The organism is Hymenobacter norwichensis DSM 15439, from assembly GCF_000420705.1.
Classification (GTDB): Bacteria; Bacteroidota; Bacteroidia; order Cytophagales; family Hymenobacteraceae; genus Hymenobacter; species Hymenobacter norwichensis.
On the sequence record NZ_ATVL01000010.1, the window covers coordinates 520569 to 544766 of the forward strand.

Sequence of the window (24198 nt, forward strand, 5' to 3'; positions counted from 1 at the left end):
CAATGTTTTGAGAAAGAATTAGTTGGACGCAAGCAAGGAGTGAAAGTTCATTGAAACTAATACTATTGCAAAACCAAAAAAGGGAACTACCTTTGTGGCCCCAATTCGCGAGCGAACAGCCTACCGGGCAAGGGCTTACGTTTGGGATTGGGCTTTTTAGCCAGGACATTTTTTTCCCACCATAGTACACTTACCAGCGTGACTAAAGCAGAAGTAATCGCCGAAATTGCCGACAAGACTGGCATTGAGAAAGCTGACGTTTCGGCTACCGTAGAAGCCTTCTTTAAAGTTGTAAAAGACTCGATGGCCGAGGGCAACAATATCTACGTACGTGGCTTCGGTAGCTTCGTAAACAAAAAACGCGCGAAGAAAGTCGCTCGCAACATCTCGAAAAACACGTCGATTATCATTGACGAGCATTTCATTCCAAGCTTCAAGCCGTCGAAAACCTTCATCGGCAAGATCAAAAACAGCAAGAAGATTAAAGCACTGGCCAACGCCTAAGCTTCATTTTCGTAATATTGCCGGCCGTGCCGCTGGGTATCCTCAACGGGAAATCCGGCGGCCTGCTTTTTCTCCATGGCTCAACGCACTCATTCGCATCAACTTATCCTTCTAGCAGTAGCTCTCACGCTGGTTATTGGGTTATTCCTGTTGCCGAAGGTGATAGTAAAGCCTAAAGAAGGCAAAGGTGAGCTAGCACAGGATGCTGCCCGTACAGCCAACCGCGACAACGGAGCGGCAGCCCCATCCACGGCTTCTGTGGAAAGTGGTAAGCCAGCAGGCGCCACACCCGAGCAGCCGCACATGGCCATTGCGCCTAAGCAGCGCCAAGAAATAAGCGCCCTCACTGCCAAGTACACCGCCGAGAAAGACCCGATTGCCAAACTACGGGTGGCTTCGGAATTGGCAGATAAATACAAGGCAGTTGAGAAATTCGACAGTGCGGGCTACTTCCTAGAGCAGTTAGCACAAGCCCGTCCAGGCGAGCAAACCTGGAAGCGTGCTGCCGATGCTTATTTCGATGCGTTTACCTTTGCTACTACGCAGGAACGGCAGAAAGCCTTGGGTGCCAAGTGTCAAGAACTCTATGGAAAAGTACTGAAGAATAATCCTGAGAACTTAGATGCTAAAACTAACCTTGGTATGGCCTTTATGGCCAGCGAAAATCCGGTGCAAGGCGTAGTATTGCTGCGCGAAGTATTGGTAGCTGACCCCCGCAACGAGAAAGCCATCTACAACTTGGGGCTTCTCTCAATGCAGAGCAATCAGTATGAAAAGGCAGTGGAGCGTTTTCGGGAACTGACCAAAGTCAATCCTGATAATGTGAACGGCCAGTTTTACCTTGGCGTTGCCTTAGCCCAAACGGGGGCTAAGGCTGATGCCAAGGCTGCCTTGGAAAAGGCAAAAAGTCTGAGCACGGACCCTGGCCTCACAGCCGCGGTGGACGAGCAGCTTCAGAAGCTTCAGTGAAAAGTTGGCGGCTGATTGTTACTAGTTGAATGTTGGGTTGAGAAGGAGTTTTTGCAAAATCATCAACCAACTATCAACCGCTAACAATCCGCAATCAGCGAGAAATAGTTAATAAGTCAACCATCTAACCCATCACAACATGCCCTGCGGTAAAAAAAGAAAGCGTCATAAGATTGCCACTCACAAGCGGAAAAAGCGTCTGCGCAAGAACCGTCACAAGAAGAAGTAAGCCTTTCGGGGTTTGCTGGCGGGGCTTTTCTTGCGAGAAAGGCCATCCGTCTATCTCTCATTTTGTATCCCCGAGAGTGGCTGTTTTTTCGCTTTCCCCGAGGTTTGCAAGGGAAGCCGGTGCTACGTGCACCGGCTTCCCTTTGCCGGTTTCGGAGGCTGCAGGCCATCCATCACGGATACCTAACAACACTATCCATTGAGTAACGAATTAATCATTAATTCTACTCAGGAAGGAGAACGGATTGCCCTGCTCCAGGACAAGCGGCTCATCGAATATCATTTCGACCGCAACGACACCAATTATTCGGTGGGCGACATCTTCCTGGGCACGGTCAAGAAAGTTATGCCCGGTCTGAACGCAGCGTTCATTGACATCGGGTACGAAAAGGATGCGTTTCTGCACTACGGCGACTTGGGCGAGCAATTTCCTTCGCTCATCAAGTGGGTGCGAGGCGTACAGTCGCAGAAAACTCAGGTAGGCGCACTGAAAAACTTCGGTCTGGAAGGGCCGCTGGACAAGGTGGGCAAAGCTGCCGATATATTGAAGAAGGGCCAGCAAATACTGGTTCAGATTGTAAAAGAGCCAATTTCCACCAAAGGGCCACGCCTATCCACCGACATTTCCATGGCGGGGCGCTATTTGGTGTTAGTACCGTTCTCAAACACCATCAGCGTCTCGAAGAAAATCGTGAGCAAGACGGAGCGGGAGCGGTTAAAACGGCTGATTGCTTCCATTAAGCCCGACAATTTTGGGGTCATCATCCGCACGGTAGCGGAAGGCCGCGAAGTAGCAGAGCTAGACCGTGACATGCAAAGCATGACCAGCAAGTGGGAGCAACTCTTCACGGCGTTGCGTTCGGCCAAGCCAAACGATAAGGTGCTCGGTGAGCTAGGACGCACCAGTTCTATGTTGCGCGACATGCTAAACGAGTCGTTTGATGCCATTACGGTGGATACGACGGCCCGTTTTGAGGAGATGCGCGGGTATCTGGAACAGATTGCGCCAGACAAAATCGGGCTGCTGAAGCACTACACTGGCAAGGTGAAAGTGTTTGAGCACCTTGGGATTGAAAAGCAGCTGAAAACGCTGTTTGGCAAAACAGTAACAGTGCCTGGCGGTGGCTATTTAGTGATTGAGCACACGGAAGCGCTACACGTTATAGACGTAAACTCCGGCAACAAAAGCAACCAGGAAAGTGACCAAGAAGCCACGGCTTTGATGGTGAACATGCTGGCTGCCAAGGAGGTAGCGCGTCAGCTTCGGCTGCGTGATATGGGTGGCATTATCGTTGTCGATTTCATTGATATGAAGTCGGCAGAGAGCCGTAAGAAGGTAGAAGATGCTGTACACAGCATCATGAAGCTGGATAAAGCGCGGTATACCATCTTGCCCATCACCAAGTTCGGGCTGCTACAAATCACGCGGCAGCGCGTACGACCTGCTGAAAATATTATCACCGGAGAAGTATGCCCAACCTGTGGCGGTACCGGTAAGATTTCGGCTTCCATTCAGGTTACCGACGAAATCGACAACAGCATTGAAGATTTGCTGGTCACTCAAAACCAATCGGGTATTACGCTCTACGTGCATCCCTTCCTGCATGCGTATTACACGAAAGGCTTGGTATCCAAGCAGATGAAATGGTATTTGAAATACTACAAGTGGATCAAGGTGGTAAAGGATACCAGTCTGGGCCTCACTGATTACCGTATCGAAGATGAGCAAGGTGAGGAAATAGAGCTGCACTCTGCTGCTGCTGCTATGGCCCGTTTGCAAGACCGCGAATTGGAAATAACTGACTAACGGAAACGTTCTGCGACGACTCCTCCTGACAGAAGAAAAGCCCGTGCCACTCGAAGTGACACGGGCTTTTTCCTGAGCAAAACGGATGATTTCGGCTAGAACTTGAGGCCCAAATCCAGCGCGAATTCGCTATTTTTTAGGCTGACATCAGAAAACTTCCGGGCGTCTTCGAAGTATTTATCCACGTTTAGTAGGCCGCGGTGGTAGCTAAGGCCAGCTAGTACTTTGGTGCTCTGCCCAAGTTGGTATTCTACCCCAAAACCGAGCAGGGCAGCTATTTCCGGCGTAATAATGTGGTCTAGGGCTTTGGTTTCGTCGCCGGTTGTGGGGCTGATGTAACGCTTGTTGCCGTCGACCCGGGCCGCAATGGCTCCACCTAGCGTTCCACCTAGCTGGAAATACAGTTTGGTATCGGTGGTGATGTCGTTGGTGAATAGCTTCACCGAAACCGGCACCTCCAGATACTGCATGCCTATTTTCTGCTCGTAGCGCCGGGCGTTGATTGGGTCCAGGTAGCTAATAGTGCCACCTTTGCCTACCAACTGGATGCCAGTGCTGAAAGCATAGTTCTGCCCGAAAAAATAATCCACTATAAGGCCACCGCCAATAGTCAGCTTGCTTTTTTCGTTCTGGAAGCTGAGCGAAGAAGGCGACTCTGCCCGTAGATTAGTTAGAGAGGGAGAGAGCTTTACTCCAATTTCAACCTGCGCGGAAGCGGTTCCTGCCGAAGCAGCAACGGTTAGCAGGACTAGGACTATTTTTTTCATGGCAGAATTTCAATAAACTGAAGTACTTATCAATGCTAGCCCTATCGGCGAGTGGTTTTAGGCTATTTTCGCCTTAAAGATAGAAGCGTGCTCCACATTCCTACTTATATGCGTCATGTCCTCGGTGTTCTGTTAGGTGCTTCCTTGGCCCTGTTTGCTAGCTGCAACCGTAGCCAAGACAAGTGCGAGCTAGATCCGGCAGTAGCTAACGTAAAAGCACCAGTGGAGTTGGAACGTCTGGAAAAGCCTTTCTTTCAAATTAAGAATACCGCTGATGCTAAACGCTTTCTGGCAGAACACCCATTATTCGCCAACCAGTTTTTGCAGCGTCGCCAGTTTCCAACCGATGAGGTGCTGGCCGGTACGCTAACGCGCTTGGCAACCAACGTGGGTTTGCAGCAGCTAGGTCGGCAGACGGATAGCACGTTTCAAGACTCAGAGAAAATGAAAGGCGATTTGCAGCGTATGTTCCAGCATATCCGCTATAATTTTGCCGACTTCCCAGTACCACCCGTTAAAACATTTGTGACGGGCTTGAGCCAGGATATGTTTGTGAATGACAGCTTAATGGTACTGGGGCTAGACTTCTTTGTGGGACCCAACGCCAAGTACCGGCCCAATGTGCCCGACTACATTCTGCGCCGCTACCAGCCCGAGTACGTGCTGCCTACTGCCGCGCTAGCTATCAGCAGCAAGTACAACAAAAAGGAATTGACCAACCAAACCATGCTAGCCGACATGGTACAGTTCGGCAAGTCGCTCTACTTTGCCGAGCGGGTACTGCCCTGCACGCCTGATTCGTTGCTGATTGGGTACACCAACAAAGAACTGGCTGGTATTAACTTCAACGAAGGGAAGATTTGGGCGCACTTTCTGGAAAAGAAGCTCATCTACAATACAGCGCCGTTCACCATCCAGAAATACGTAGGCGAGCGGCCCAACATCCCGGAAATCGATAAGACTTGCCCCGGTAGGGTAGGAGCGTGGGTGGGCTGGCAAATTGTGCGCAAGTATATGAGCACCCACCCCAACGTAACGCTGGCTCAACTTATGGCCGACAAAAACGCCCAGCACATTCTCACCGACTCGCGCTACCGTCCCAAGCCACGCCGCGCCGAGAAGTAGAAAGTTTACCTTGAATTTAGGATGGGCAGCAGCCAACGTTCTGATATTTAGTAATTCATAAACGTTACAGCGTGCACATTGCCGTTTTCAGTCAGTATCACACCAACCCCGACTGTGCGGCTACTAGTAGGCACTATACGCTGTTGGCGCATATTGCCCGTACGCACCGCGTTACGCTCATTACTACGCGTACTTGGGAGAAGCAACGACTCACGGAGGAATTTCCTTGGGTACCAGAGGGGGTGGAATTACGGGCAGCTCAGGTGCCTTACCAGAACCAGATGGGAGTGTTGCGGCGCGGTGTGGCCTTTGGGCAATACGCGGCATATGCTGTGCGAGAAGGGCTACGGATCGATAAACCTGATGTTATCTGGGGTATTAGTACGCCCCTGACGGCGGCCTGGGCCGCTGCCCAGGTAGCACGCTGGCGCCAGGTGCAGTGGGTGTTTGAAGTACAGGATTTGTGGCCATCTTTTCCCATTGCCATGGGCGCGGTGCCAAATCAGTGGGCACAGCGTAGGCTATTTGCATTGGAAAAAAGCCTCTATCAATCGGCGCGCCACATTTTGCCTCTCTCGCCCGATATGACGAGCTACGTGCGTGAACTTGGGGTACCCGCAGATAAGCTCACCACGGTTCTCAATGGTACCGACCTGGAGTTAGCTGCTCGTGCTACCGATGAAGCAGCAGCGGCTTTGCGGCTGGCCTTGCAGCTACAAGGTCAGCGGGTGGTGCTGTACGCTGGTACTTTCGGCCGCGCCAACAATGTGCAATTGCTGGTGGACGCCGCCGTGCAGTTAGCCCCCACCTGCCCGGATGTGACGTGGCTTTTTATGGGGCATGGATTCGACGAGGAACTGTTACGGCAGGCCGCTGCCCGCTACGCATTCATTCGGGTGGTACCACCGCAACCGCGCCATGTTGTATTTACCTGGTTTCGGCTGGCTGATGTATCGGTGGTATCATTCCTGGGGCTGCCAATACTAGACGCCAACTCGCCAGCCAAGCTATACGACAGTCTAGCAGTAGGTACCCCTGTGATAGTTACTAATTCCGGCTGGACACGGGATTTGGTGGAAACTAATGGCTGTGGCTGGTACTCGCCTGCTACTGATGCCAAGGGTTTATCGGCTCTACTTGGCAATCTGTTCGCAAACCCTGCAATGATGAAAATGGCTGGTGAATTCGGACGCAAAGTAGCCAACGCTTCTTTCAATCGACAGCAGTTGGCTGGGGTTGTGCAAGATGTTTTGGAGAAAGCAGCTGGATGATGTACTGCCAAGAACTACTTATGTACTACGTTGTACTAAGTGGATCCGTATTTTGCTTAGATTCAGCAGGAAATGTTGATATTCTACCAGCCTTTGCCACTGCCAATTCATTCTGTTCGTAGTATTTGCACCAGCTACTTAGTGGGCATATGCTGCATTTGGGTTGACGAGCAACGCAAATATAACGGCCGTGCAAAATCAGCCAATGGTGTGCCTTCGGAATCAACTCTTCCGGGATGTACTTCACAAGTGCTTTTTCAACGGCAAGTGGAGTAGTAGCAGTGCGCGGTACTAGCCCCAGCCGGTGCGACACCCGAAAAACGTGTGTGTCGACGGCCATGGCGGGCTGGTTGTAGATAACCGACACCACTACGTTGGCAGTTTTGCGACCCACTCCCGGCAGTTGCTGTAATTCTTCAATGCTGCTGGGCACTTCGCCGCCGAAGTTCTCGGTCAGCATACGGCCTAGCCCAGCCAAATGCTTGGCTTTGTTGTTGGGGTATGAAATGCTGCGGATGAATGGGAAAACATCTTCAGCGGTAGCTGCCGCTAGGTGGGCCGGCGTTGGGAACTGCTCGATTAGAGCTGGCATCACCATATTCACCCGTTTGTCGGTGCACTGCGCGCTTAGCACTACCGCCACAATTAGCTCGTACGGATTGGCGTAGTGCAGCTCCGTTTCGGGCTGTGGAAAGTTGGTAGTGAAATAGTCGAGAAAATGACGGAAACGCTCGGTGATGCGCATAAGAGAAACTAGGTAACACAGTAGCGGAATAGCCGCCGCAAGTAGCGGCCAGCAGCGCAATACGGCAAACAACAGAAAAAGCCAGCCTACGACAAAGTTACCAGATGGTAAGCTTTGCCGTAGGCTGGCAGAATGATATAAGCTGTTTCCCTAAGCCGAGCGCAGGAACGTGCGCGAATATTGCAGAATAGCGTCGGTGCTCCGTTTGCTGGGGCCACATGCTAGTGCGTCTAGACTGCGCTGAGCCAATAGCAAATCGGCGCAAGCGGTGGCCAACTCGGGGTCGTGCACCAAAGCTTGTTCTACTTCCTGCTGCTCTTCAGCTGGCAATTCGTTGTACACGTACCGGAGCAGGTTCTCGTTGGGTAAGGTTTTGATCATAGGGAATTGGTTGTACGGCCATCTTCTTCCGAAGGTTGATTAGCGCATAACGCATCCTCCCCAGCGCAGTATTGATGCTAACCCCCGTCGCGTCGGCAATTTCCTGGAAGCTCATGTCGCCATAATGACGCATAATAAGCACTTCCTTTTGGGCCGCAGGTAGGTCCTGAATCAATTCACGAAGCTGGGTATAGGTTTCTTCCCGGGTCAGAGCCGATTCCACCCCTTCCTCGGCATGCGAGAGAGAGTTGAACGTATGGCTCGTCGTGTCAAGGTTGAGCAGCGGACTGCGCTTCTCGCGACGGAAAAAATCAATGGCCAGATTGTGGGCAATGCGGCAGATCCAAGAAGAGAATTTTCCCTCTTCGTTGTAACGGCCACTCTTCATGGTGTGAATAGCCTTGATGAAAGTATCCTGCAACAAGTCGTCGGCCACGTCTTCGTCACGCACAATCAACATGATAGTGGTGAAGACACGGGCTTTATGACGTTCGAGCAACTGCGCGAAGGCTTCTTCTTTGCCGGCAATATAAAGTGAAATCAGAGCGGAGTCGCTCGGCTGCAGGGTTTCCATAAAAGCTACGAATAAGGGAACGTAGAGCTTTAAACCATATTGTGCAGCTGCCGGTGAATTTTAATTAATGAGCGCAGGATGAAGATTTCTCCTGTTTTCAAATGTAGAGAACTGCCGGGGCAAACACAATGCCTGAAAGGTCTGAAGTGAAAATATTTTTCAGCATTAGGAAACTTTTGTATATAGTATTGTCAATGAGGGATATTGTGTTGCAAAAAGCTCTGCTTTTCTGGTAAGCTGTTGATACTATGGCTTAAAAAATTACGGTTTCAGTGCCCATGGCTAGTACCACAAAATTCAGGTACTTGCTTTGACTTTCGGCTATATAAGCCATACTAGCGCACTGTGCGGCGAGCAGGCCTTTTTTTAGCCGTAATGCTTGTATGATTGAACCCTGCGTAGGGCGCTGGTTAAAGCTTGATATATAGTAGCACGCTAATTATGATTTGCGACTCGGCAGTATGGTGTTCGAATAGGTGGACCTACCTTTGGCGCTTTCTCTTCGTTCGCGCATTCCTGCCGTTATGCCTACTACCCCTGGCGCAGGGCGCCATGACCCTTACGCCGCTTTGCGCCTGCCCGATTTTCGGCGCTATATCTCGGCCCGAGTTTGTTTGACGCTTGCCACTCGGGTGCAAGGCTTGGTGGTGAGCTGGCAAATCTATCGACTCACGAATGACCCGCTGGCACTAGGCTTTATTGGGCTAGCAGAAGCCATACCTAGTATTGGAGTGTCGCTCTACGCGGGCCACGTTGCGGATTCGGTACGCCGCAAGAATATTATCGTGTCGGCCGTAACGGTGCTGCTGCTGTGCGCGGCTGTATTATGGGGGTTTTCCTCACCACTAGGGCTGGCGCTGCTGGCGAAAGACTCGTTGTATACATTGCCGCTGTACGCGGTGATATTCGTTAGTGGTATTGCCCGCGGGTTTCTCGGGCCTGCTCAGTTCTCCTTCATGCCGCAACTGCTGCCCACGCGTGATTATCTCGACAATGCAGTAACCTGGAACAGTACCACCTATCAAGCGGCGTCGGTTGTTGGGCCTGTTATCGGGGCCTACCTCGTGAAGCATGTAGGAGTGGCTAATTCCTATACGGTAGCTACCGTTTTGCTTGGGTTGGGTTTGTTACAGTTTATAGCTATTGAATCGAGGCCTTTGCCGGAGGTACAGGGTGAGAGAGGCAGTATCAGTCAAAATATCTGGGAAGGACTTCGGTTTATATTCAGCAACCAGTTGGTTCTAGCAGCATTATCGCTGGATATGTTTGCGGTGCTTTTTGGTGGGGCCGTGGCTATGCTGCCCGTTTTTGCGGTGGAGGTATTGAAAGTAGGAGTGGAGGGGCTGGGGCCACTGGAGGCCGCACCAGCAGTAGGATCCGTCCTGATGGCCACCTTCCTAACTTATTTTCCGCTCCGGCGATACGCGGGCCGTAAGTTGCTGTGGGCCGTAGCTGGCTTCGGAGTGGCTACTATTCTGTTCGCGCTGTCGAGCAGCTTCGTGCTGTCGTTGTTTCTACTGTTTATGACTGGTGTTTTCGATTCGGTGTCGGTTATCGTCCGTTCCACGCTTATCCACACGTACACCCCAGAGTATATGAAAGGCCGGGTATCAGCAGTTAACAACATCTTTATTGGGTCATCCAACGAAATAGGGGCCTTTGAGTCGGGCGCAATGGCAAAGTGGCTCGGCACTGTCCAGTCGGTGGTATTTGGTGGCACTATGACTATTCTGGTGGTGGCCGTTACCGCGTGGCGCGCTGATAAGCTGCGGAAACTAGACCTAACTCCCGAGCCTGCCGACAAATAATTGCATTTGCAATGAATTAACGGCTTCAGGGGCTCCAAGTAGTTTAGCAACCTGATTGGACTGTCTAGGACTGATTATGAGCACAGTTATCCACATTAATGTGGATAACTGTGCTCATAACTTTTGTTTGCCTAATCACAGTAGCCAACCTTTTCTGTGTTCTTTGATTTAAAATGCTGTCTATGGCAGTTGCTTACTCCTTTAAACCAACTAGCGTGTGGTTGAGAACAGAGGCTCCGACTACGCGCTAGTTGATTTAAAGGAATAGATACTATGAAGTACGCCTGATCGATGTGATTAGCGGCTAGCACGTGGGGCAGCAGAACTGCTACTGCGGCTTACTTTGCTGGCTTTAGCTGGTTCCTTACGTTTTTCTGCTACAGGAACTGGGCTAGGTAGCGTGGTACGGGCGGCAATCCATTCGCGGATGGTTTCTAGGGCTACTGGTGAAAAGGTAGGCTGCTGCTCTCCGTTTACAATGGCCCACTCTTCGCGTTTGGGCTGCAACCAATGGTTAACTCCCAATAATTTCTTGGTTTTAACATCTCGGCTATTGCGCAGGCCTCGGCGTAGCATGCTTAAGTTGCCATTAGCTTCCACTTGCAAATCGTTGGTGCCATTGATAGCCAACACTGGGCACTTCACTGCTCCCAACTGGCGGGCCGGCTCAAAGTCGATAAAATAGCGCGACCAAGGCGACGTAAGCTGGATGGCGCGGGCGCGGGCCATGTGTGGGTCGAGGTCAGTATTACTGTTGCGTAGCGTGCCTGCCACCTTGCCGCGTGCCTGTGCATCGTTAGGCGTCTGCCGAATGATATCAATCATTTCGACGTGCAATGCCAAAGCTGCTTTCACTTGCGCAGGACTAGCCCCAATAAGGCGCATGATTTCCAATTGCTGCTGCACAAGTACGTGCCGGCCCGGTAGTCCGTAGCCCCCCATTGATACTATAAAAGCCGGTTTGGCCGGACTCGCATCGGCGGCCGCCAGCAGGGCTACGTTGGCTCCTTCGCCGTGGCCTATAATGCCAATTTGCTCAGGATTAATCATGTCACGGCTCCGTAGAAAGCTCATAGCTGCTTGTGCATCACTTACCACATCCATGGTAGTGGTATTAAAGTAGCTGCCTTGCGACTTACCCACGCCTCGGTCGTCGAAGCGCAGTACCGCCACGCCCCGGCGAGTAAGATAGTCGGCTAAAATGCTGAACATGCGGTATTCCTGTTCGCCAGAGTCACGGTCCTGCGGGCCAGAATCCGAAACGAGCACTACGGCCGGAAACGGTCCTGTACCAGCGGGTACGGTTAAGGTACCTGCCATCCGTAGCTTAGAGAAGGGGTTGGTGAAATTAATGTCGTCTTCGCGGTAGGGTGGGGTGAGGCGAACTTTTCCGGCCGCCGTAGCCGCTGAAGTGGCACGCTGCATTTGCAACGGCCCCGACAGCCCTGGCTGTTTCCAGTTGCCGCTTAGAATGGCGCCGTTGCTTGTCACTTTACCCACAAAACTGCTCCCCGCCTGCTCGATTTGTAAGGTAAGGTCGCTGCCTTTTAGCGTCACTTCCACCGGCATGCGGTAGATACGCTGCTGTGGCACATCAAGGGCGGCATAATAGCCTCCATTGGTGAGCGGTACGATAGTAATAATAAGCTCTAAAGTGCCGCCGGGTACTTTCAAGGGGCCTCGCCATTGTCCATTAAGAATAGGAGAATCAGCAGCCGTACTAATAGTGGCTATTAAGAGAAGCCAGAATAGAAAGAAAGCGTATAAAGTTTTCTTCATAAAATGAAATATAAAACGCCTATATGGGCTTTTGAAGCGCTAACGGGGGTGAAAATTACTAAAATTACTTCAGTAAAGGACTGAGTATTTTTATAATAGATAGCTAACGTTCAATTCACCGATAACGGATTTCCGCAATACCTGTAGCTAGGTGCCACATTCCGAGCTTCATTTTCCGCGTAACTTTAAAATGCACGTAGGCCCTAGTAAAGCAGTAGTATGTAGCTTGCTAATTGGGCTACCTATTTACAGGCGCTTTTAATGTTCATCTATTTTCCTTTGTTTTCACCTACTAGCATGCGTAAGCGTATCCTTCTGTTCCGCATCCTTGCTTGCCTGATGCTGGTTGTATCTACCGTAGCCAGTTTTGCTCAGACAGCCAATAAACCAACTTCAGGCCAATGGGCAATGGAATTGCGAGACTTTGCTCGGGAGGATAGCCTCAATAAGCCGCCAAAAGCTCCCATTCTATTCTACGGCAGTTCCTCAGTGCGCATGTGGCAAACGCTGGCTACCGACTTTCCGGGACGGCCAGTAGTCAACCGGGGTTTTGGCGGCTCCCGTTTTCCTGATGCAATTCAGCTTTTCGATAAGCTAGTAGTTGCCTATAAGCCCCGCCAGGTGGTACTCTATGAGGGCGACAACGATATCGGAGCCGGAGCCACGCCGCAGGAGGTATATCAATCGTTTCAGGTGTTTGCAGAGCTGATGCGCCGCAAATTGCCTCGTACGCAGTTGGTGTTTCTGGCCATCAAGCCCAGTATAGCCCGGTGGGCTCTCTACCCAAAGATGCAGGAAGCCAACAAACTAATTCAGAAGTATATTCAGGCTCACCCCAAACAGCTACGCTTTGTGGATGTGGCAACGCCTCTACTTGGCCCTGATGGCAAGCCCCACCCTGAGCTATACCGGGAAGACGGCTTGCACATGACCCGCACCGGCTACGAAATCTGGACGCGGGTGCTAACGCCAACTTTACTGAAATAAAGCGATATTACCTTATTGCAACTAATTAAATAGCTTGTGCTTAATATTTTTAAAGATGCTATTTCTTATTCGCCATGTTCTAACTAACTTTTCTGTAGTAATTTTTCCATAATTGTTGTTCCAGAATGAAGTGTTGTATTGTGCCCAAATAGTATAATTATTGTGAATTAATTTGCCAGATATATCCCAAGGCTTAGGCGAGCCTATGAAATGAATAATGCGCTGGTTGTAATTACTTGATGTTTTTTTGTCTGGAGGCCATGAAGTGTTAAATTCCTTAGGTAGTTGGTTGAAATTACCTAAGCATAAAGCGTTTAGTAGAGTTTGATCGTGAGATATAAGATGGGCTGGATAAGCTTCGGCTATTTCTTTGATTTTTGTGCTGGCTTTCGTCTCTCTCCATTGCTCATTGTTGAAAAGTAGTACGCCTGAGTTGAAATAGGGTGTCAGCGGTTCCCAATTGAGCTTTTCTATGAATAGTTGATTGTCGAGTGCCTGCTGAACTGGCCCTTCGTGCACAGCTGATATAATATTTTTCCCTTTAGTCATAGGTAAACTTAAGATGTCTAATTCTATTACTAGATCCGCATCAAGGTATAGGGCAAATTCATCTTTGATAATTTCGGGAATCAATAATCTTCCATAGGCAGTCCAGTCTCCATGTAGAGAAGCTAAATGGCCAAATTGCTTTTCAATATTCAGATCAATAAACTCAGTTTTGCCTCTGAATGATTCTTTAGTTAGGAGTAGTTTGATATTTTTTTTGTCTAATAACGTAATATTTGAACAGAAAAAACACAGCTTAATCATCGACGTATCAGAGCAGTTCCTAATTAAGGAAGTGACTGTTGCACCCAATCCCTCCAATCCTAATCTGTTTATACAAAAAACAATATTCATTGTAATTACTAGGTGTTCTTAGCGAAAATTAACTGCTCGAAATACAGCATTAAAGTTGCTGTTGTATGATTAACGCTCTGCTATCAAAGTGCAAAGTAGAACGTATAAGCAAAGTTTAACTATAATTCGATATTTATAAAAAGCTAAGCTGATATTTTCAGCGTCATTCTGATTACGATTTGATAGATGGGGAGTGTATTATATTCCACTTACAGGCGTAAGTGGATAGCTCTGGGTAAGCCTTGTTAAACTATAGACTTGTACATGAAGGCAGCACCAATTGATAGAAGGTAGTTATGCGTAGACACCAGATGCAACTACCTCCGCGCTACCTTTGCTGGCTCAAACTATAGCTGCCGGAAACCAAACCCCCGGCCGTCGTTGTTTACCGACCTATGGCCGACAATTCCGCTTTGCAAATGACCGCTCCGGCGGCCGACCCAATTGACCAACTCGATCCGCGTGAGTTTATCTTGATCAAAAACGCCCGGGTCCACAACCTTAAGAACCTTAGTGTCGCGCTGCCGCGCAATAAATTCATCGTTGTTACGGGCCTGTCGGGCTCGGGCAAGTCGTCGTTGGCGTTTGACACGCTGTACGCTGAGGGGCAGCGGATGTACGTGGAAAGCCTCAGCAGTTACGCCCGCCAGTTCCTGGGCCGCATGGACAAGCCCGACGTGGACTATATCCGGGGTATCTCGCCAGCCATTGCCATCGAGCAGAAGGTGAGCATCAAGAACAACCGCTCCACCGTTGGCACCAGCACCGAAATCTACGACTACCTAAAGCTGCTGTTTGCGCGGGTGGGCCGCACGTATTCGCCGGTGAGCGGCGAGCAGGTGCGCAAAGACAACGTGGCCGACGTGGTGGACTACCTCATGCAGCTGCCCGGTGATACCCGCGTGATGCTGCTGGCCCCACTGCTGCGCTCCGACGATGGCCGCCCGATGAGCAAGGAATTGGATCTGCTGCTCCAAAAAGGCTACAGCCGGGTAGTAGTAAACGAGGCAACGGCTTTCATTGAAGAGCTGATTGCCGAGGGCCAGCCCGAAGTGCAAGGCGACGTATTCGTGATGATAGACCGCGCCGTGATTCACCCCGGCGACGAGGACCTCATGTTCCGCCTCGCCGACTCGGTGCAGACCGCGTTTTTCGAGGGCCACGGGACTTGCATTGCGCGTATGGACGACGAAACTCGCACCTTTTCCGACCGGTTCGAGCTAGACGGTGTGGTGTTCGAGGAGCCCAGCGTGAACTTCTTCTCCTTCAACAACCCCTACGGCGCCTGCCAGACCTGCGAAGGGTTCGGGTCGGTGCTGGGTATTGATGAGGACCTGGTGATTCCTGACAAGAGCATGACGGTGTACGAGGGCGCCATTGCCCCCTGGCGCACCGACAAGCAGAGCGAGTGGCTGAAACCGCTGCTCAAGAACGGCATCCGCTTCGACTTCCCAATTCACCGGCCCTACAACGAGCTGAGTGAAGCCGAGCGTACCTTGCTCTGGAAAGGCAACAAATACTTCGACGGCCTCGACGACTACTTCAAGTGGGTAGCCACCCAAACGCACAAAATCCAGTACCGCGTGCTGCAAAGCCGCTACCGGGGCCGCACCACCTGCCCCGACTGCCGCGGCACCCGCCTGCGCAAAGACGCCCAATACGTGAAAATCAGCGGCCAGAGTATTACCGACTTGGTATTGCTGCCGGTAAGCCGGGCGCTGGAGTTCTTCCAGAACATGGACCTCGACCAGCACGACGCCAAGGTGGCCGAGCGGTTGGTTACGGAAATCACCAACCGGCTGGAATACCTGAACCGGGTGGGCCTGGGCTACCTCACGCTGAACCGGCTGAGCAGCACGCTTTCGGGCGGGGAAAGCCAGCGGATTTCGTTGGCTACCTCGTTGGGTTCGGCGCTGGTGGGCTCTATGTACATTCTCGATGAGCCTAGCATTGGCCTGCACCCCAAGGACGCCGAGCAGCTGATTGGTGTGTTGCGCTCCTTGCAGCAGCTCGGCAACACCGTAATTGTGGTGGAGCACGAGGAAAAGATGATGGAAGTAGCCGACCAGATTCTGGACATCGGACCGGAAGCCGGTAGCGGCGGCGGCAACTTGATGTTCCAAGGCACCTACGACGAGCTGCTACAAGACACCAACACCTACACCGGCGACTACCTGAGCGGGCGGCGCGAAGTGGCCGTGCCCACCACGCGCCGCCCCTGGCGCAATGCGCTGGAGCTAACTGGCGCCCGCGAAAACAACCTCAAAAACGTATCGGTGAAGTTTCCGCTGAACGTAATGACGGTGGTAACGGGCGTGTCGGGTTCCGGCAAATCCACCCTGATTCGGCGGATACTGGCGCCGGCGCTGCTTAAGCAACTCGGTGGCGGCGCGGGCGAGGCATCGGGCAAGTTCGACCGGCTGACGGGCGTGAACGGGCAGGTGACGCACGTGGAATTCGTGGATCAGAACCCCATCGGCAAGAGCAGCCGCTCCAACCCGGTGACCTACGTGAAAGCCTACGACGCCATCCGGAGCCTATTTGCTGATCAGCCATTGGCCAAAGCCCGCGGCTTCAAACCGTCGCACTTCTCGTTCAACATTGATGGGGGGCGTTGCGAGGTGTGCCAGGGCGAAGGCCAGGTGAAGATTGAAATGCAGTTCATGGCCGATATCTACCTGACCTGCGAAGCCTGTGAGGGCCGTAAGTTCAAGCAGGATATTCTGGACGTGAAGTTCCAGGACAAGGCCATCAACGAGGTGCTGGAAATGACCATCGAGGATAGCATCGTCTTCTTCAAAGACCAGTCTAAAATAGCGGAGCGCCTCAAGCCGCTCGAAGACGTAGGGCTGGGCTACATCCGGTTGGGCCAGTCGGCGAATACGCTCAGCGGCGGGGAAGCCCAGCGCGTGAAGCTGGCCTCATTCCTGACCAAAGGCAATACGCTGCAAAACGACAAGATTCTGTTCATCTTCGATGAGCCCAGCACCGGTCTGCACTTCCACGATATCAATAAGCTGATGACGGCCCTGAACGCGCTGGTGGAGCAAGGCAACTCGGTGCTCATCATCGAGCACAATATGGATATCATCAAGTGCGCCGACTGGGTGATTGACCTTGGTCCGGAAGGCGGCATCAACGGCGGCCACCTGCTGTTCGAAGGTACCCCCGAGGATATGGTGAAGCTCAAAGACACCAACCATACGGCACGTTTCCTGGCGGAGAAGCTGTAGCTTGACCTACGACCAAAAACAAACGGCCTGACTACTCGTGTAGTCAGGCCGTTTGTTTTTGGTGTTTAGTGCACACGTTAAGCGGTGACTGCCTGCGCCGCTACAACTCGTTTCGGACGCTTGGTTTTGTTGCGGCGGCCCCACCAGATGATGGTGCCGGTGACCGGCAAGCTGGCTGAAATTAAGCTACCCAGGAAGGCCACAATCTTGCCGCCGAAGCCCAAAATCTGGCCGGTGTGCAGGTCGTAGTTCATGTCGGAGAACTTGGTGCCGGTGCTTTTGGTGGCGTGAAAACGAGTTTCCAACAACTGGCCCGAAACGGGGTGGAAGGCGTATTCGTCGCGGTGGTAGTAGTGCAGCGCCTTCTGGTAGGTCCAGCAATAGGCGGGGTCTTTGCCCGTGCCGCTGGGGCCGATCAGCACCATTTCGTTGGCAGGCGACAGGCGGCGCACGTTGCGGTACACGATGTCGGGGAGGGGCTGGGTGGCGGCCGTTACGGTTTGCAGCGTGTCGAGCTTGGTTTCCATGAGTTCCTGCGGCGCCGGCTTGCCGCCATCCACCACGTACACAATCGACTTCAGCATCCAAGGGTAAATCATGAACAAGCCCGATAGCGCCAGCACCAGCCCAATACTGGCCGCGTAGAAGCCCAGCACATTGTGCAAATCGTAGTTGACGCGGCGCCAGCGGGCTCCCCACTTGATAGTGAAGCGTTGCTTGCGCTCCTGCTTACGTTTCGGCCACCACAGCACTAGGCCGGTAATCATCATCACCACGAAGATGGAAATGCTGATGCCCACCACCCATTTTGCCACTGACTCGGGCAGCAGCAGATGCATGTGGATTTCCTGGATGATGGTGAAGAAGTGCGTGCGTAGGTTCTGCTCTTTCAATACTTGGCCTGTGTACGGGTTTAGGTACACCTGAATGGGCAGGCCAGCCTTATCAATGAAAAACACGGTAGCCGAACGGTCGGGGGCAAAGTAGGTCACCCAGGAGGTTTCGGCGCCCACGCCTGGGTGGGAAGCCAGCGCGGCGGCTTGCAAGCGGGAGGGTAGCACCGGCGCGGTGGCCTGCGCTTCCACCTTGCGCCACGGTTCGGTCAGGTCCCGGATATCATCCTGAAAGGTGAAAATAGCACCCGTAACACTCACAATAAACACCACCAGCCCGGAAGCCAGCCCGAGCCAGAGGTGCACTTTGCCGACGGCTTGTTTGAAAGTCATAGGGAAAGAAGTTGAGCGAGGACACGCGGTTAATCCAGTAAACCAAAAGTCCGTGGCAAGCCGTTCACCGCTCCGCCACAGACTTCTGGCTCACCTACATAAAGGTGTTAGAACTTGTAGCTCACACTGCCAATGATGCTGCGCAACTTTTGCGGGCTCATGGTGGTGTAGCCTACCCAGTATTTCTGGTCGGTGAGGTTGTCTACTTTGGCCGAGAGGCGGTACTTAGGCTGGTCGTAGAATACGCTGGCGTTGAGCACCGTGTAGCTAGGCAGAGTAAATACGGTGAGGGTTGTGTTCTGCACGCGGTTGTCGCTGGCGTAGTTGCCACCGAAGCCGGCGCCCAGGCCGCTCAAAGTGCCCGTCGGCTGGCGGTAGCTCACCCAAGCGTTGGCCAGGTAAGGCGAAGAAGCCGTGTTCGGCCGACGGCCGTTTTCAAATTCATTGGAATTCTTCCACTCTGAGTGGTTGTAGGCAAAGCCAGCCACTAGGTTTAGGCCCGTTACAGGGTTAGCCGTCAGGTTCAATTCCACGCCGCGGCTTAGCTGCGTGCCGTTCTGGGTTTGCGCGTTCGGAATACCGTCGTTGGCCCCCGTAGTGCTTTCCGGTATCGGCGTAGAGCGCAACAGGTCCTGCACTTGAATGTCGTAGTAGCTTACTGTAGCACTTACCCGGCCATCGGCCGCGTCAAGCTTCACGCCGCCTTCCCACTGGTTGGCTTGCTCGATTTTTGAAGTCCGAGGCTGGCGGTTCACGTCGATGTACGTGCCATCGGTGGGGTTCTTGAAGCTGTTCTGGTAGTTGGCAAACAAAGCCACCCGGTCTTTCACTGGCTGATATACCAGCCCGAATTTGGGCGACAACGACGTCTGCGAGTACGCCATGTTGGGGCTGTAAGAAATACCGCCTTTGTTGTCGAAGTGGTCGAGGCGCAAGGCGGCCAGCACGCTCAGGTTGTCGGTCAGGTTCAGCACATCCGAAATGAAGGCGCTGTAGGTGTTCGACTTGGTGGTTACCAAGTAGTGCGGCGGTGGCGTGGTAGCGTAAAGAGCCGCCAGAGTCGTACCATTGAAAGTACGGTAGTTGTAGCCCGGCACGTTCACCACGGGCACTGCATCGAAGTTGCCGCCCAGGAAGTTCACGTCCGCATCAATCCGCAGGAAGTCCAGGCCCAGCACCACACGGTTGCGCAGATTGCCTATGTTGAAGTCGCCGTTGAACAGTTGTTGCGCCTCCCAGATCTGCCGCTGGCTGTTCTGGGTTGATTGGTCGGCGCGCGACAGGGTTACCGCTCCACCAGCAGTAGCAGCCGGGTTCAGGTAGAAGTAGGGGCCGGCACCGTTGGAGAAGCTGTGGCTGGAGGTCAGTAAGGTGGTGGAGGTGAAGTTGGGCGAAATCCGGTACTGCACCTGCCCGAACAGGTTGGTGCTGCGCGAGTCCTGGACCAAGCCCGGCCCCATGTACGACTGGCGGTAGTCCAACGGCGCCTTATCGGCCCGGTCGAAGCCCAGTGCTGACGACGGGAAGTAGAAGAAGATAAGCTGCTTACCTACGCCTGAGCCTTTGTAGATTTCGGCATCAACGTTGACGGTCAGCCGCTCGTTGGGGCGCCATTGCAGGCTGGGAGCCACGGCCAGGTTCTTATTGAAACCGGTGTAGCCCGCACTTTGGAAGTTGTCTTCGTAAGTGTAAGCCGTGTTCAGGCGGAAGGCTAGGGTTTTGGGCTCACTGGTGGGCGTGTTAATGTCTACCAGGTTTACATCGGCACTCACACGGTGAAAGCCGTAGCTGCCAGCGGCCACTGTGGCTTCGCCCTGAAAGGTGTCGAGAGGCTTCTTGGTTACGCGGTTTAGCAAACCACCATACGACGTTAGAGAACTACCAAATAGGGTAGCGGAGGGGCCTTTAATCACTTCCAGCTTCTCCAGGTTCACCGCATCAATGTCGCTGGTTATGTTGCCGGCCACGCCGTTACGCAACTGGCTCGACAGCACGAAGCCCCGCGAAGCATAGAAAGCCCCACCGTCGCCGCCGCGGCCGGTGGCATCCCACATTTTCTGGAGGCCCGGCACGTTGCGGGTGGCGTCGTCTACCGTGAATACCAACTGCTCGGTCAGGAGCTCCTTGCCCACCGTGGCATATACTTGTGGGTTTTCTAGGTTCTTGAGCGGCATCTTGCCCACATATTCCGATTCTTTGCGCACAAACTTGTTTGTCTGGGCACCTTGCACTACCACTTCATTTAGCTGCTCGGTGCTGGCCACCAGTTGAAAATCCTGGGTGCTGGTTTGGCCGGCTTCCACTTGCACGGGCCGCTCCTGAGTGCTATACCCCAGCAGGCGTACGCCCAGGGCGTATGTGCCTGGGTTCAGCCCCGTAATGCGGTAGTCGCCGGTATTGTTGGTAGTAGCGCCCCGGGTGGTGCCTTGCACGCCTACCGAAACGCCCACGGCCGGCTGCCCATTGGGCGTGGTGATGTGGCCCTGCACAATGCCGCGCTGGGCATACGCTGGCACAGTAGCCGCAACAAGAAGTAAAAAGAGCAGAGCAGTAAACGGCTGCCGCAGCAGGCGAGTAACAAAAGCGTACATAGAGTTTTGCAGTAGGTTGATGCTGCAAAATTCGCTCAGAAAAGTTTATTATTTAGAATCCTTACAAATAATGTTTAGAAGTATTTCAAATAGCGGGCTTGTAAGCAGAACTATTTGCTTGAAAATAAGCACTCTACTTCTTTAACATCCTGCGGTTAGATGCGTACTTGCTCTTTCACTCTGCCTACTGCCTAGCTATGGATACCATGCTTACCCATTCTCCTGATTCCGATACTCCAGCTTTGTCATCTTCACAAAGCCGCGTTTGGCGCTGGCTAGCAGCACTATCGGTTATCGGTAATATTGTGTTGAATTACTACTCCAATGCCTTCCCCTTCAATGGGCAGAGCATGGGTACTGTATCGGCCAAATACCCCACGTTGCTCACGCCGGCCGGCTATGCTTTCTCCATCTGGGGCCTGATTTTTCTGGCCCTGACCGTGTATGCCGTGTGGCAGCTACTGCCCACGCAACGCGCTAACCCACTGCCCGATGCCATAGCCCAGCCCTTAACGCTGGCTAGCATAGCCACCGCGCTGTGGGTGGTGCTGTTTGCCTACGAGCGGCTGTTGCTCAGCTTGCTAACTATGTTTGTGATTTTGGGGGCGCTTGCAATTACCTACGGCCGGGCGCGGCGGCTGGTGCTGGCCGGGGCTGCCCCGCGCTGGACTAGTGCGCCGTTTGCCTTGTACCTGGGCTGGATTTCGGTGGCCACGGTTATCAACTGTATTATCGGGCTGCAACGGCTGGGTTGGGAGCCGGCCCTCAACGTGTCGGTGTTGCTGGCGCTGCTATTACTGGCGGTGGTGGTAGGGCTAGGGCTGCTGGTGAGCCGCGAATTTCACGAGATGGTGTTTCCGTTGGTGGTCTCCTGGGCGCTGGTGGCTATTTGGGTGGCGCAGCGCGGCGCGTATCCAGAGTTGGGCTGGGCAGCCTTAATAGGAGCCGGGGTAGTGGCGTTGGGCGGCGTGGTGCTGGCTTCAGGCTGGGGGCGGCGCATGGCGGACGTCTGATTTGTGACGTACCTTGCGCACCTATCTTCTTCACCTCAACTCCGCACTCCATGCGTAAAAACCTCGTTGCCGGCAACTGGAAAATGAACACCACCTACCAGGACGGCCTCGCCTTGGTGTCTGAAATTACCAACATGGTGCAGGATGAAATTACCGGCTCCGATGTTGAGGTGGTGATTTGTCCGCCATTTCCGTTTCTGGCCGCCATTGGCAAGCAGCTTCCCGAGAACAGCCGTTTCCACTTGGGCGCGCAGAATTGCAGCCAAAAAGAAAGCGGTGCCTACACCGGCGAAGTATCGGCCAAGATGCTGCAATCGGTAGGTTGTGAATACGTGATTCTGGGCCACTCCGAGCGCCGCCAGTATTTCCGCGAAGACAACGAGCTATTGAGCCAGAAGCTGAAAGCCGCCCTGGCCGCCGGCCTGAAACCCATCTTCTGCGTGGGCGAATCACTGGAAACCCGCGAAGCCGACGAAACTTTCAAGTTCATCAGCCAGCAATTGAAAGAAGGTCTGTTTCACCTCTCCAACGAGGAATTCGACCAAGTGGTAGTTGCCTACGAGCCCATCTGGGCCATCGGGACCGGTAAAACGGCCACCAGCGCCCAAGCGCAAGAGGTGCACGCCTACATCCGGGAGCAGATTGCCCAAGCTTACGACGCCGAAGCCGCCTTGAATACGACCATCCTGTACGGTGGCTCGGCCAACGCCCAAAACGCCCGCGAGCTGTTCAGCCAACCCGACGTAGACGGCGGCCTCATCGGTGGCGCGTCCCTGAAGTCGCGCGACTTCACCGATATCATCAAGTCGTTCTAAATTCAGAACGGAGAAGGGGGAGTTTAGAACTTAGATAATGCCCAAGGTGGTTTAGCTACCACTTAGGCAGGTTCTTTGCTCATGGCGGTTTCCAGATTCTAAGCTCTTATATCTCACCTCCAACTATGCTCTCTGCCTTTCTTGTTTCCGGTTTGCTGGCGCTAAATCCGTTTGCTGTACCTGCCCCCCGGGTACCGTTCGTTGCAACCGCGCCAGCTGCTGCCTTGGAGCCGTGCCGGATTTATGGAACGGTGTATTTGGAGCGAGACCCGCGCCGCCGGAGTTACTGTTTTGGGACGGTGTATGTGGAACCCGAAGAGGGCTTTGCCGACGTACTAGTGTATGCGGAAGACAACAAATTGTTTGCCGATAAGCCCGGCCTCTGGTACTTCACCGAAGCCCGCGACTTTGCCGACTACGCCCTGTTCGTAACCGACAACCGTAACCTAGCCGACTTCAGCATCCACTACACCAAAGTGCGCTCCTTTGCGGGCTGCCGAAAGCAATAGGTGTAAGCGGGACTCTAGCGCTTTCCTCCGACCTTTGCCGTTCCACACCCGTTATGTGGAACGGCTTTTTTTGCTCCTTTACTGACACGTACTTATGGATTTTGTTGAACTGCGCGTGCAGGCCCCACGCGAACTGGCTGATATACTAGTAGCTGAACTGGCCGAAGTGGGCTACAACACCTTCGAAGACAACGACGAAGGATTCTGCGCCTACATCGATGAAGACCAGTTTGCGCCCGATGCCGTAGCCGAAATTATGAGCCGCTACGAAGGCATTGGTGAGCTAACCCACGAGCACCGCGTGATTACGCGCCAAAACTGGAATGCCGAGTGGGAAAAGAACTTCGAGCCGCTGGTTATTGCTGATAAAGTATCGGTGCGGGCTCCGTTTCATGAGGCGCGCCCCGACCTGGAATACGAAATTGTAATCATGCCGCGCATGTCGTTCGGCACCGGCCACCATGATACCACGGCCCTCATGATTACCAATCAGCTCGACATCGACCACCAAGGCAAGCGGGTGCTGGATATGGGCTGTGGCACGGGTATTCTAGCCATCATGGCCGTGCACCTGGGCGCAAGCTACGTGCTGGCCGTGGACGTGGAACCCTGGACCGCCGAAAACGCCGCCGACAATGCCCTTGAAAACAATGTGCAGGACAAGGTGGAGGCTCGTCTCGGCGACATTACGGCCTTGGAAGGGGAGGAGTCTTTCGATATCATTCTGGCCAACATCAACCGCAATGTGTTGCTGGAAGACATGGGCGCTTACGGCCAATATCTGAAGCCCAACTGCCCTATTCTATTCTCCGGTTTCTACGAAGAAGATCTGCCCTTGATTCGGGAAGCGGCCGAGCGACACGGCTTGCGTTACGAGAACCACCGCACCCAGAATCATTGGGTGTCGGCAGTGTTTTATAAATAAGAAGGCAGGAGTTAGAAGCAGAAAAGCTAGAAGATCCTGCC

General features: G+C 53.0%; 20 protein-coding genes. 12 read left to right on the plus strand and 8 right to left on the minus strand.

Annotated elements, in window-relative coordinates:
- The first annotated feature begins 198 nt into the window (after positions 1 to 198).
- The 3 genes from G536_RS0120300 to G536_RS0120315 all read left to right on the plus strand — a co-directional run bounded on the left by G536_RS0120300 (position 199) and on the right by G536_RS0120315 (position 3508).
- Complete coding sequence (locus G536_RS0120300; RefSeq protein ID WP_022825443.1) at positions 199 to 504, plus strand: HU family DNA-binding protein; 306 nt, start codon at positions 199 to 201, stop codon at positions 502 to 504.
- A 75-nt stretch (positions 505 to 579) separates the two neighbouring features.
- Entirely contained in the window at positions 580 to 1473 is an 894-nt protein-coding gene (locus G536_RS0120310; RefSeq protein ID WP_022825444.1) for a tetratricopeptide repeat protein, read from the plus strand.
- A 427-nt stretch (positions 1474 to 1900) separates the two neighbouring features.
- On the plus strand, positions 1901 to 3508 hold the full coding sequence (locus G536_RS0120315; RefSeq protein WP_022825445.1) for an Rne/Rng family ribonuclease: 1608 nt from the start codon (positions 1901 to 1903) through the stop codon (positions 3506 to 3508).
- A gap of 95 nt (positions 3509 to 3603) precedes the next feature.
- Here G536_RS0120315 and G536_RS0120320 read toward each other — a convergent pair whose 3' ends face one another.
- The gene (locus tag G536_RS0120320) at positions 3604 to 4275 is read right to left on the minus strand and encodes a porin family protein (protein WP_022825446.1); all 672 of its coding nucleotides are present in this window, start codon (positions 4273 to 4275) and stop codon (positions 3604 to 3606) included.
- A gap of 108 nt (positions 4276 to 4383) precedes the next feature.
- On the opposite strand from G536_RS0120320, the gene gldB reads away from it, so the two are divergent.
- Positions 4384 to 5400, plus strand: a complete 1017-nt coding sequence (gene gldB, locus G536_RS0120325) for a gliding motility lipoprotein GldB (protein ID WP_071837775.1) — start codon at positions 4384 to 4386, stop codon at positions 5398 to 5400.
- Positions 5401 to 5471: 71 nt separating this feature from the next.
- Positions 5472 to 6671, plus strand: a complete 1200-nt coding sequence (locus G536_RS0120330; RefSeq protein WP_026880423.1) for a glycosyltransferase family 4 protein — start codon at positions 5472 to 5474, stop codon at positions 6669 to 6671.
- Positions 6672 to 6696: 25 nt separating this feature from the next.
- Here the strand turns inward: G536_RS0120330 and nth are convergent, their stop codons facing one another.
- From nth to G536_RS0120345, 3 genes are all read right to left on the minus strand, one after another.
- Positions 6697 to 7416, minus strand: a complete 720-nt coding sequence (nth, locus tag G536_RS29105; protein WP_022825449.1) for an endonuclease III — start codon at positions 7414 to 7416, stop codon at positions 6697 to 6699.
- A 150-nt stretch (positions 7417 to 7566) separates the two neighbouring features.
- Positions 7567 to 7797, minus strand: a complete 231-nt coding sequence (locus tag G536_RS0120340; RefSeq protein WP_026880424.1) for an anti-sigma factor — start codon at positions 7795 to 7797, stop codon at positions 7567 to 7569.
- Positions 7736 to 8371 (minus strand): RNA polymerase sigma factor, encoded by a 636-nt coding sequence (locus G536_RS0120345; RefSeq protein WP_022825451.1) that lies wholly within the window; start codon positions 8369 to 8371, stop codon positions 7736 to 7738. The genes G536_RS0120340 and G536_RS0120345 overlap by 62 nt, the downstream gene beginning before the upstream one ends.
- Positions 8372 to 8895: 524 nt before the next feature.
- Between G536_RS0120345 and G536_RS0120355 the strand changes: the two genes are divergently transcribed.
- The gene (locus G536_RS0120355; protein WP_022825452.1) at positions 8896 to 10179 is read left to right on the plus strand and encodes an MFS transporter; all 1284 of its coding nucleotides are present in this window, start codon (positions 8896 to 8898) and stop codon (positions 10177 to 10179) included.
- A 297-nt stretch (positions 10180 to 10476) separates the two neighbouring features.
- Here G536_RS0120355 and G536_RS0120360 read toward each other — a convergent pair whose 3' ends face one another.
- A complete protein-coding gene (locus G536_RS0120360; protein WP_084708727.1) occupies positions 10477 to 11958 on the minus strand; it encodes an alpha/beta hydrolase family protein in 1482 nt (493 codons plus the stop codon).
- A 297-nt stretch (positions 11959 to 12255) separates the two neighbouring features.
- On the opposite strand from G536_RS0120360, the gene G536_RS0120365 reads away from it, so the two are divergent.
- Positions 12256 to 12945, plus strand: a complete 690-nt coding sequence (locus tag G536_RS0120365) for an SGNH/GDSL hydrolase family protein (RefSeq protein WP_033370650.1) — start codon at positions 12256 to 12258, stop codon at positions 12943 to 12945.
- A gap of 21 nt (positions 12946 to 12966) precedes the next feature.
- Here the strand turns inward: G536_RS0120365 and G536_RS0120370 are convergent, their stop codons facing one another.
- A complete protein-coding gene (locus G536_RS0120370) occupies positions 12967 to 13845 on the minus strand; it encodes a glycosyltransferase family 8 protein (protein WP_026880427.1) in 879 nt (292 codons plus the stop codon).
- 395 nt (positions 13846 to 14240) lie between these two features.
- On the opposite strand from G536_RS0120370, the gene uvrA reads away from it, so the two are divergent.
- Positions 14241 to 17078, plus strand: coding sequence for an excinuclease ABC subunit UvrA (uvrA, locus tag G536_RS0120375; RefSeq protein ID WP_022825456.1), 2838 nt, complete (start codon positions 14241 to 14243; stop codon positions 17076 to 17078).
- Between the two features lie 77 nt (positions 17079 to 17155).
- Here the strand turns inward: uvrA and G536_RS0120380 are convergent, their stop codons facing one another.
- Entirely contained in the window at positions 17156 to 18304 is a 1149-nt protein-coding gene (locus tag G536_RS0120380) for a PepSY-associated TM helix domain-containing protein (RefSeq protein WP_022825457.1), read from the minus strand.
- A 107-nt stretch (positions 18305 to 18411) separates the two neighbouring features.
- Positions 18412 to 20895: a TonB-dependent receptor gene (locus G536_RS0120385; RefSeq protein WP_022825458.1), complete on the minus strand. Its 2484-nt coding sequence runs from the start codon at positions 20893 to 20895 to the stop codon at positions 18412 to 18414.
- Between the two features lie 206 nt (positions 20896 to 21101).
- On the opposite strand from G536_RS0120385, the gene G536_RS0120390 reads away from it, so the two are divergent.
- From G536_RS0120390 to prmA, 4 genes are all read left to right on the plus strand, one after another.
- Positions 21102 to 21908: a tryptophan-rich sensory protein gene (locus G536_RS0120390; protein WP_169515132.1), complete on the plus strand. Its 807-nt coding sequence runs from the start codon at positions 21102 to 21104 to the stop codon at positions 21906 to 21908.
- Between the two features lie 50 nt (positions 21909 to 21958).
- Positions 21959 to 22723, plus strand: coding sequence for a triose-phosphate isomerase (tpiA, locus tag G536_RS0120395; RefSeq protein ID WP_022825460.1), 765 nt, complete (start codon positions 21959 to 21961; stop codon positions 22721 to 22723).
- Between the two features lie 125 nt (positions 22724 to 22848).
- Positions 22849 to 23232, plus strand: a complete 384-nt coding sequence (locus G536_RS0120400) for a 7(1) septoil knot domain-containing protein (protein ID WP_022825461.1) — start codon at positions 22849 to 22851, stop codon at positions 23230 to 23232.
- 94 nt (positions 23233 to 23326) lie between these two features.
- Complete coding sequence (gene prmA, locus G536_RS0120405) at positions 23327 to 24157, plus strand: 50S ribosomal protein L11 methyltransferase (protein ID WP_022825462.1); 831 nt, start codon at positions 23327 to 23329, stop codon at positions 24155 to 24157.
- Positions 24158 to 24198 lie beyond the last annotated feature (41 nt).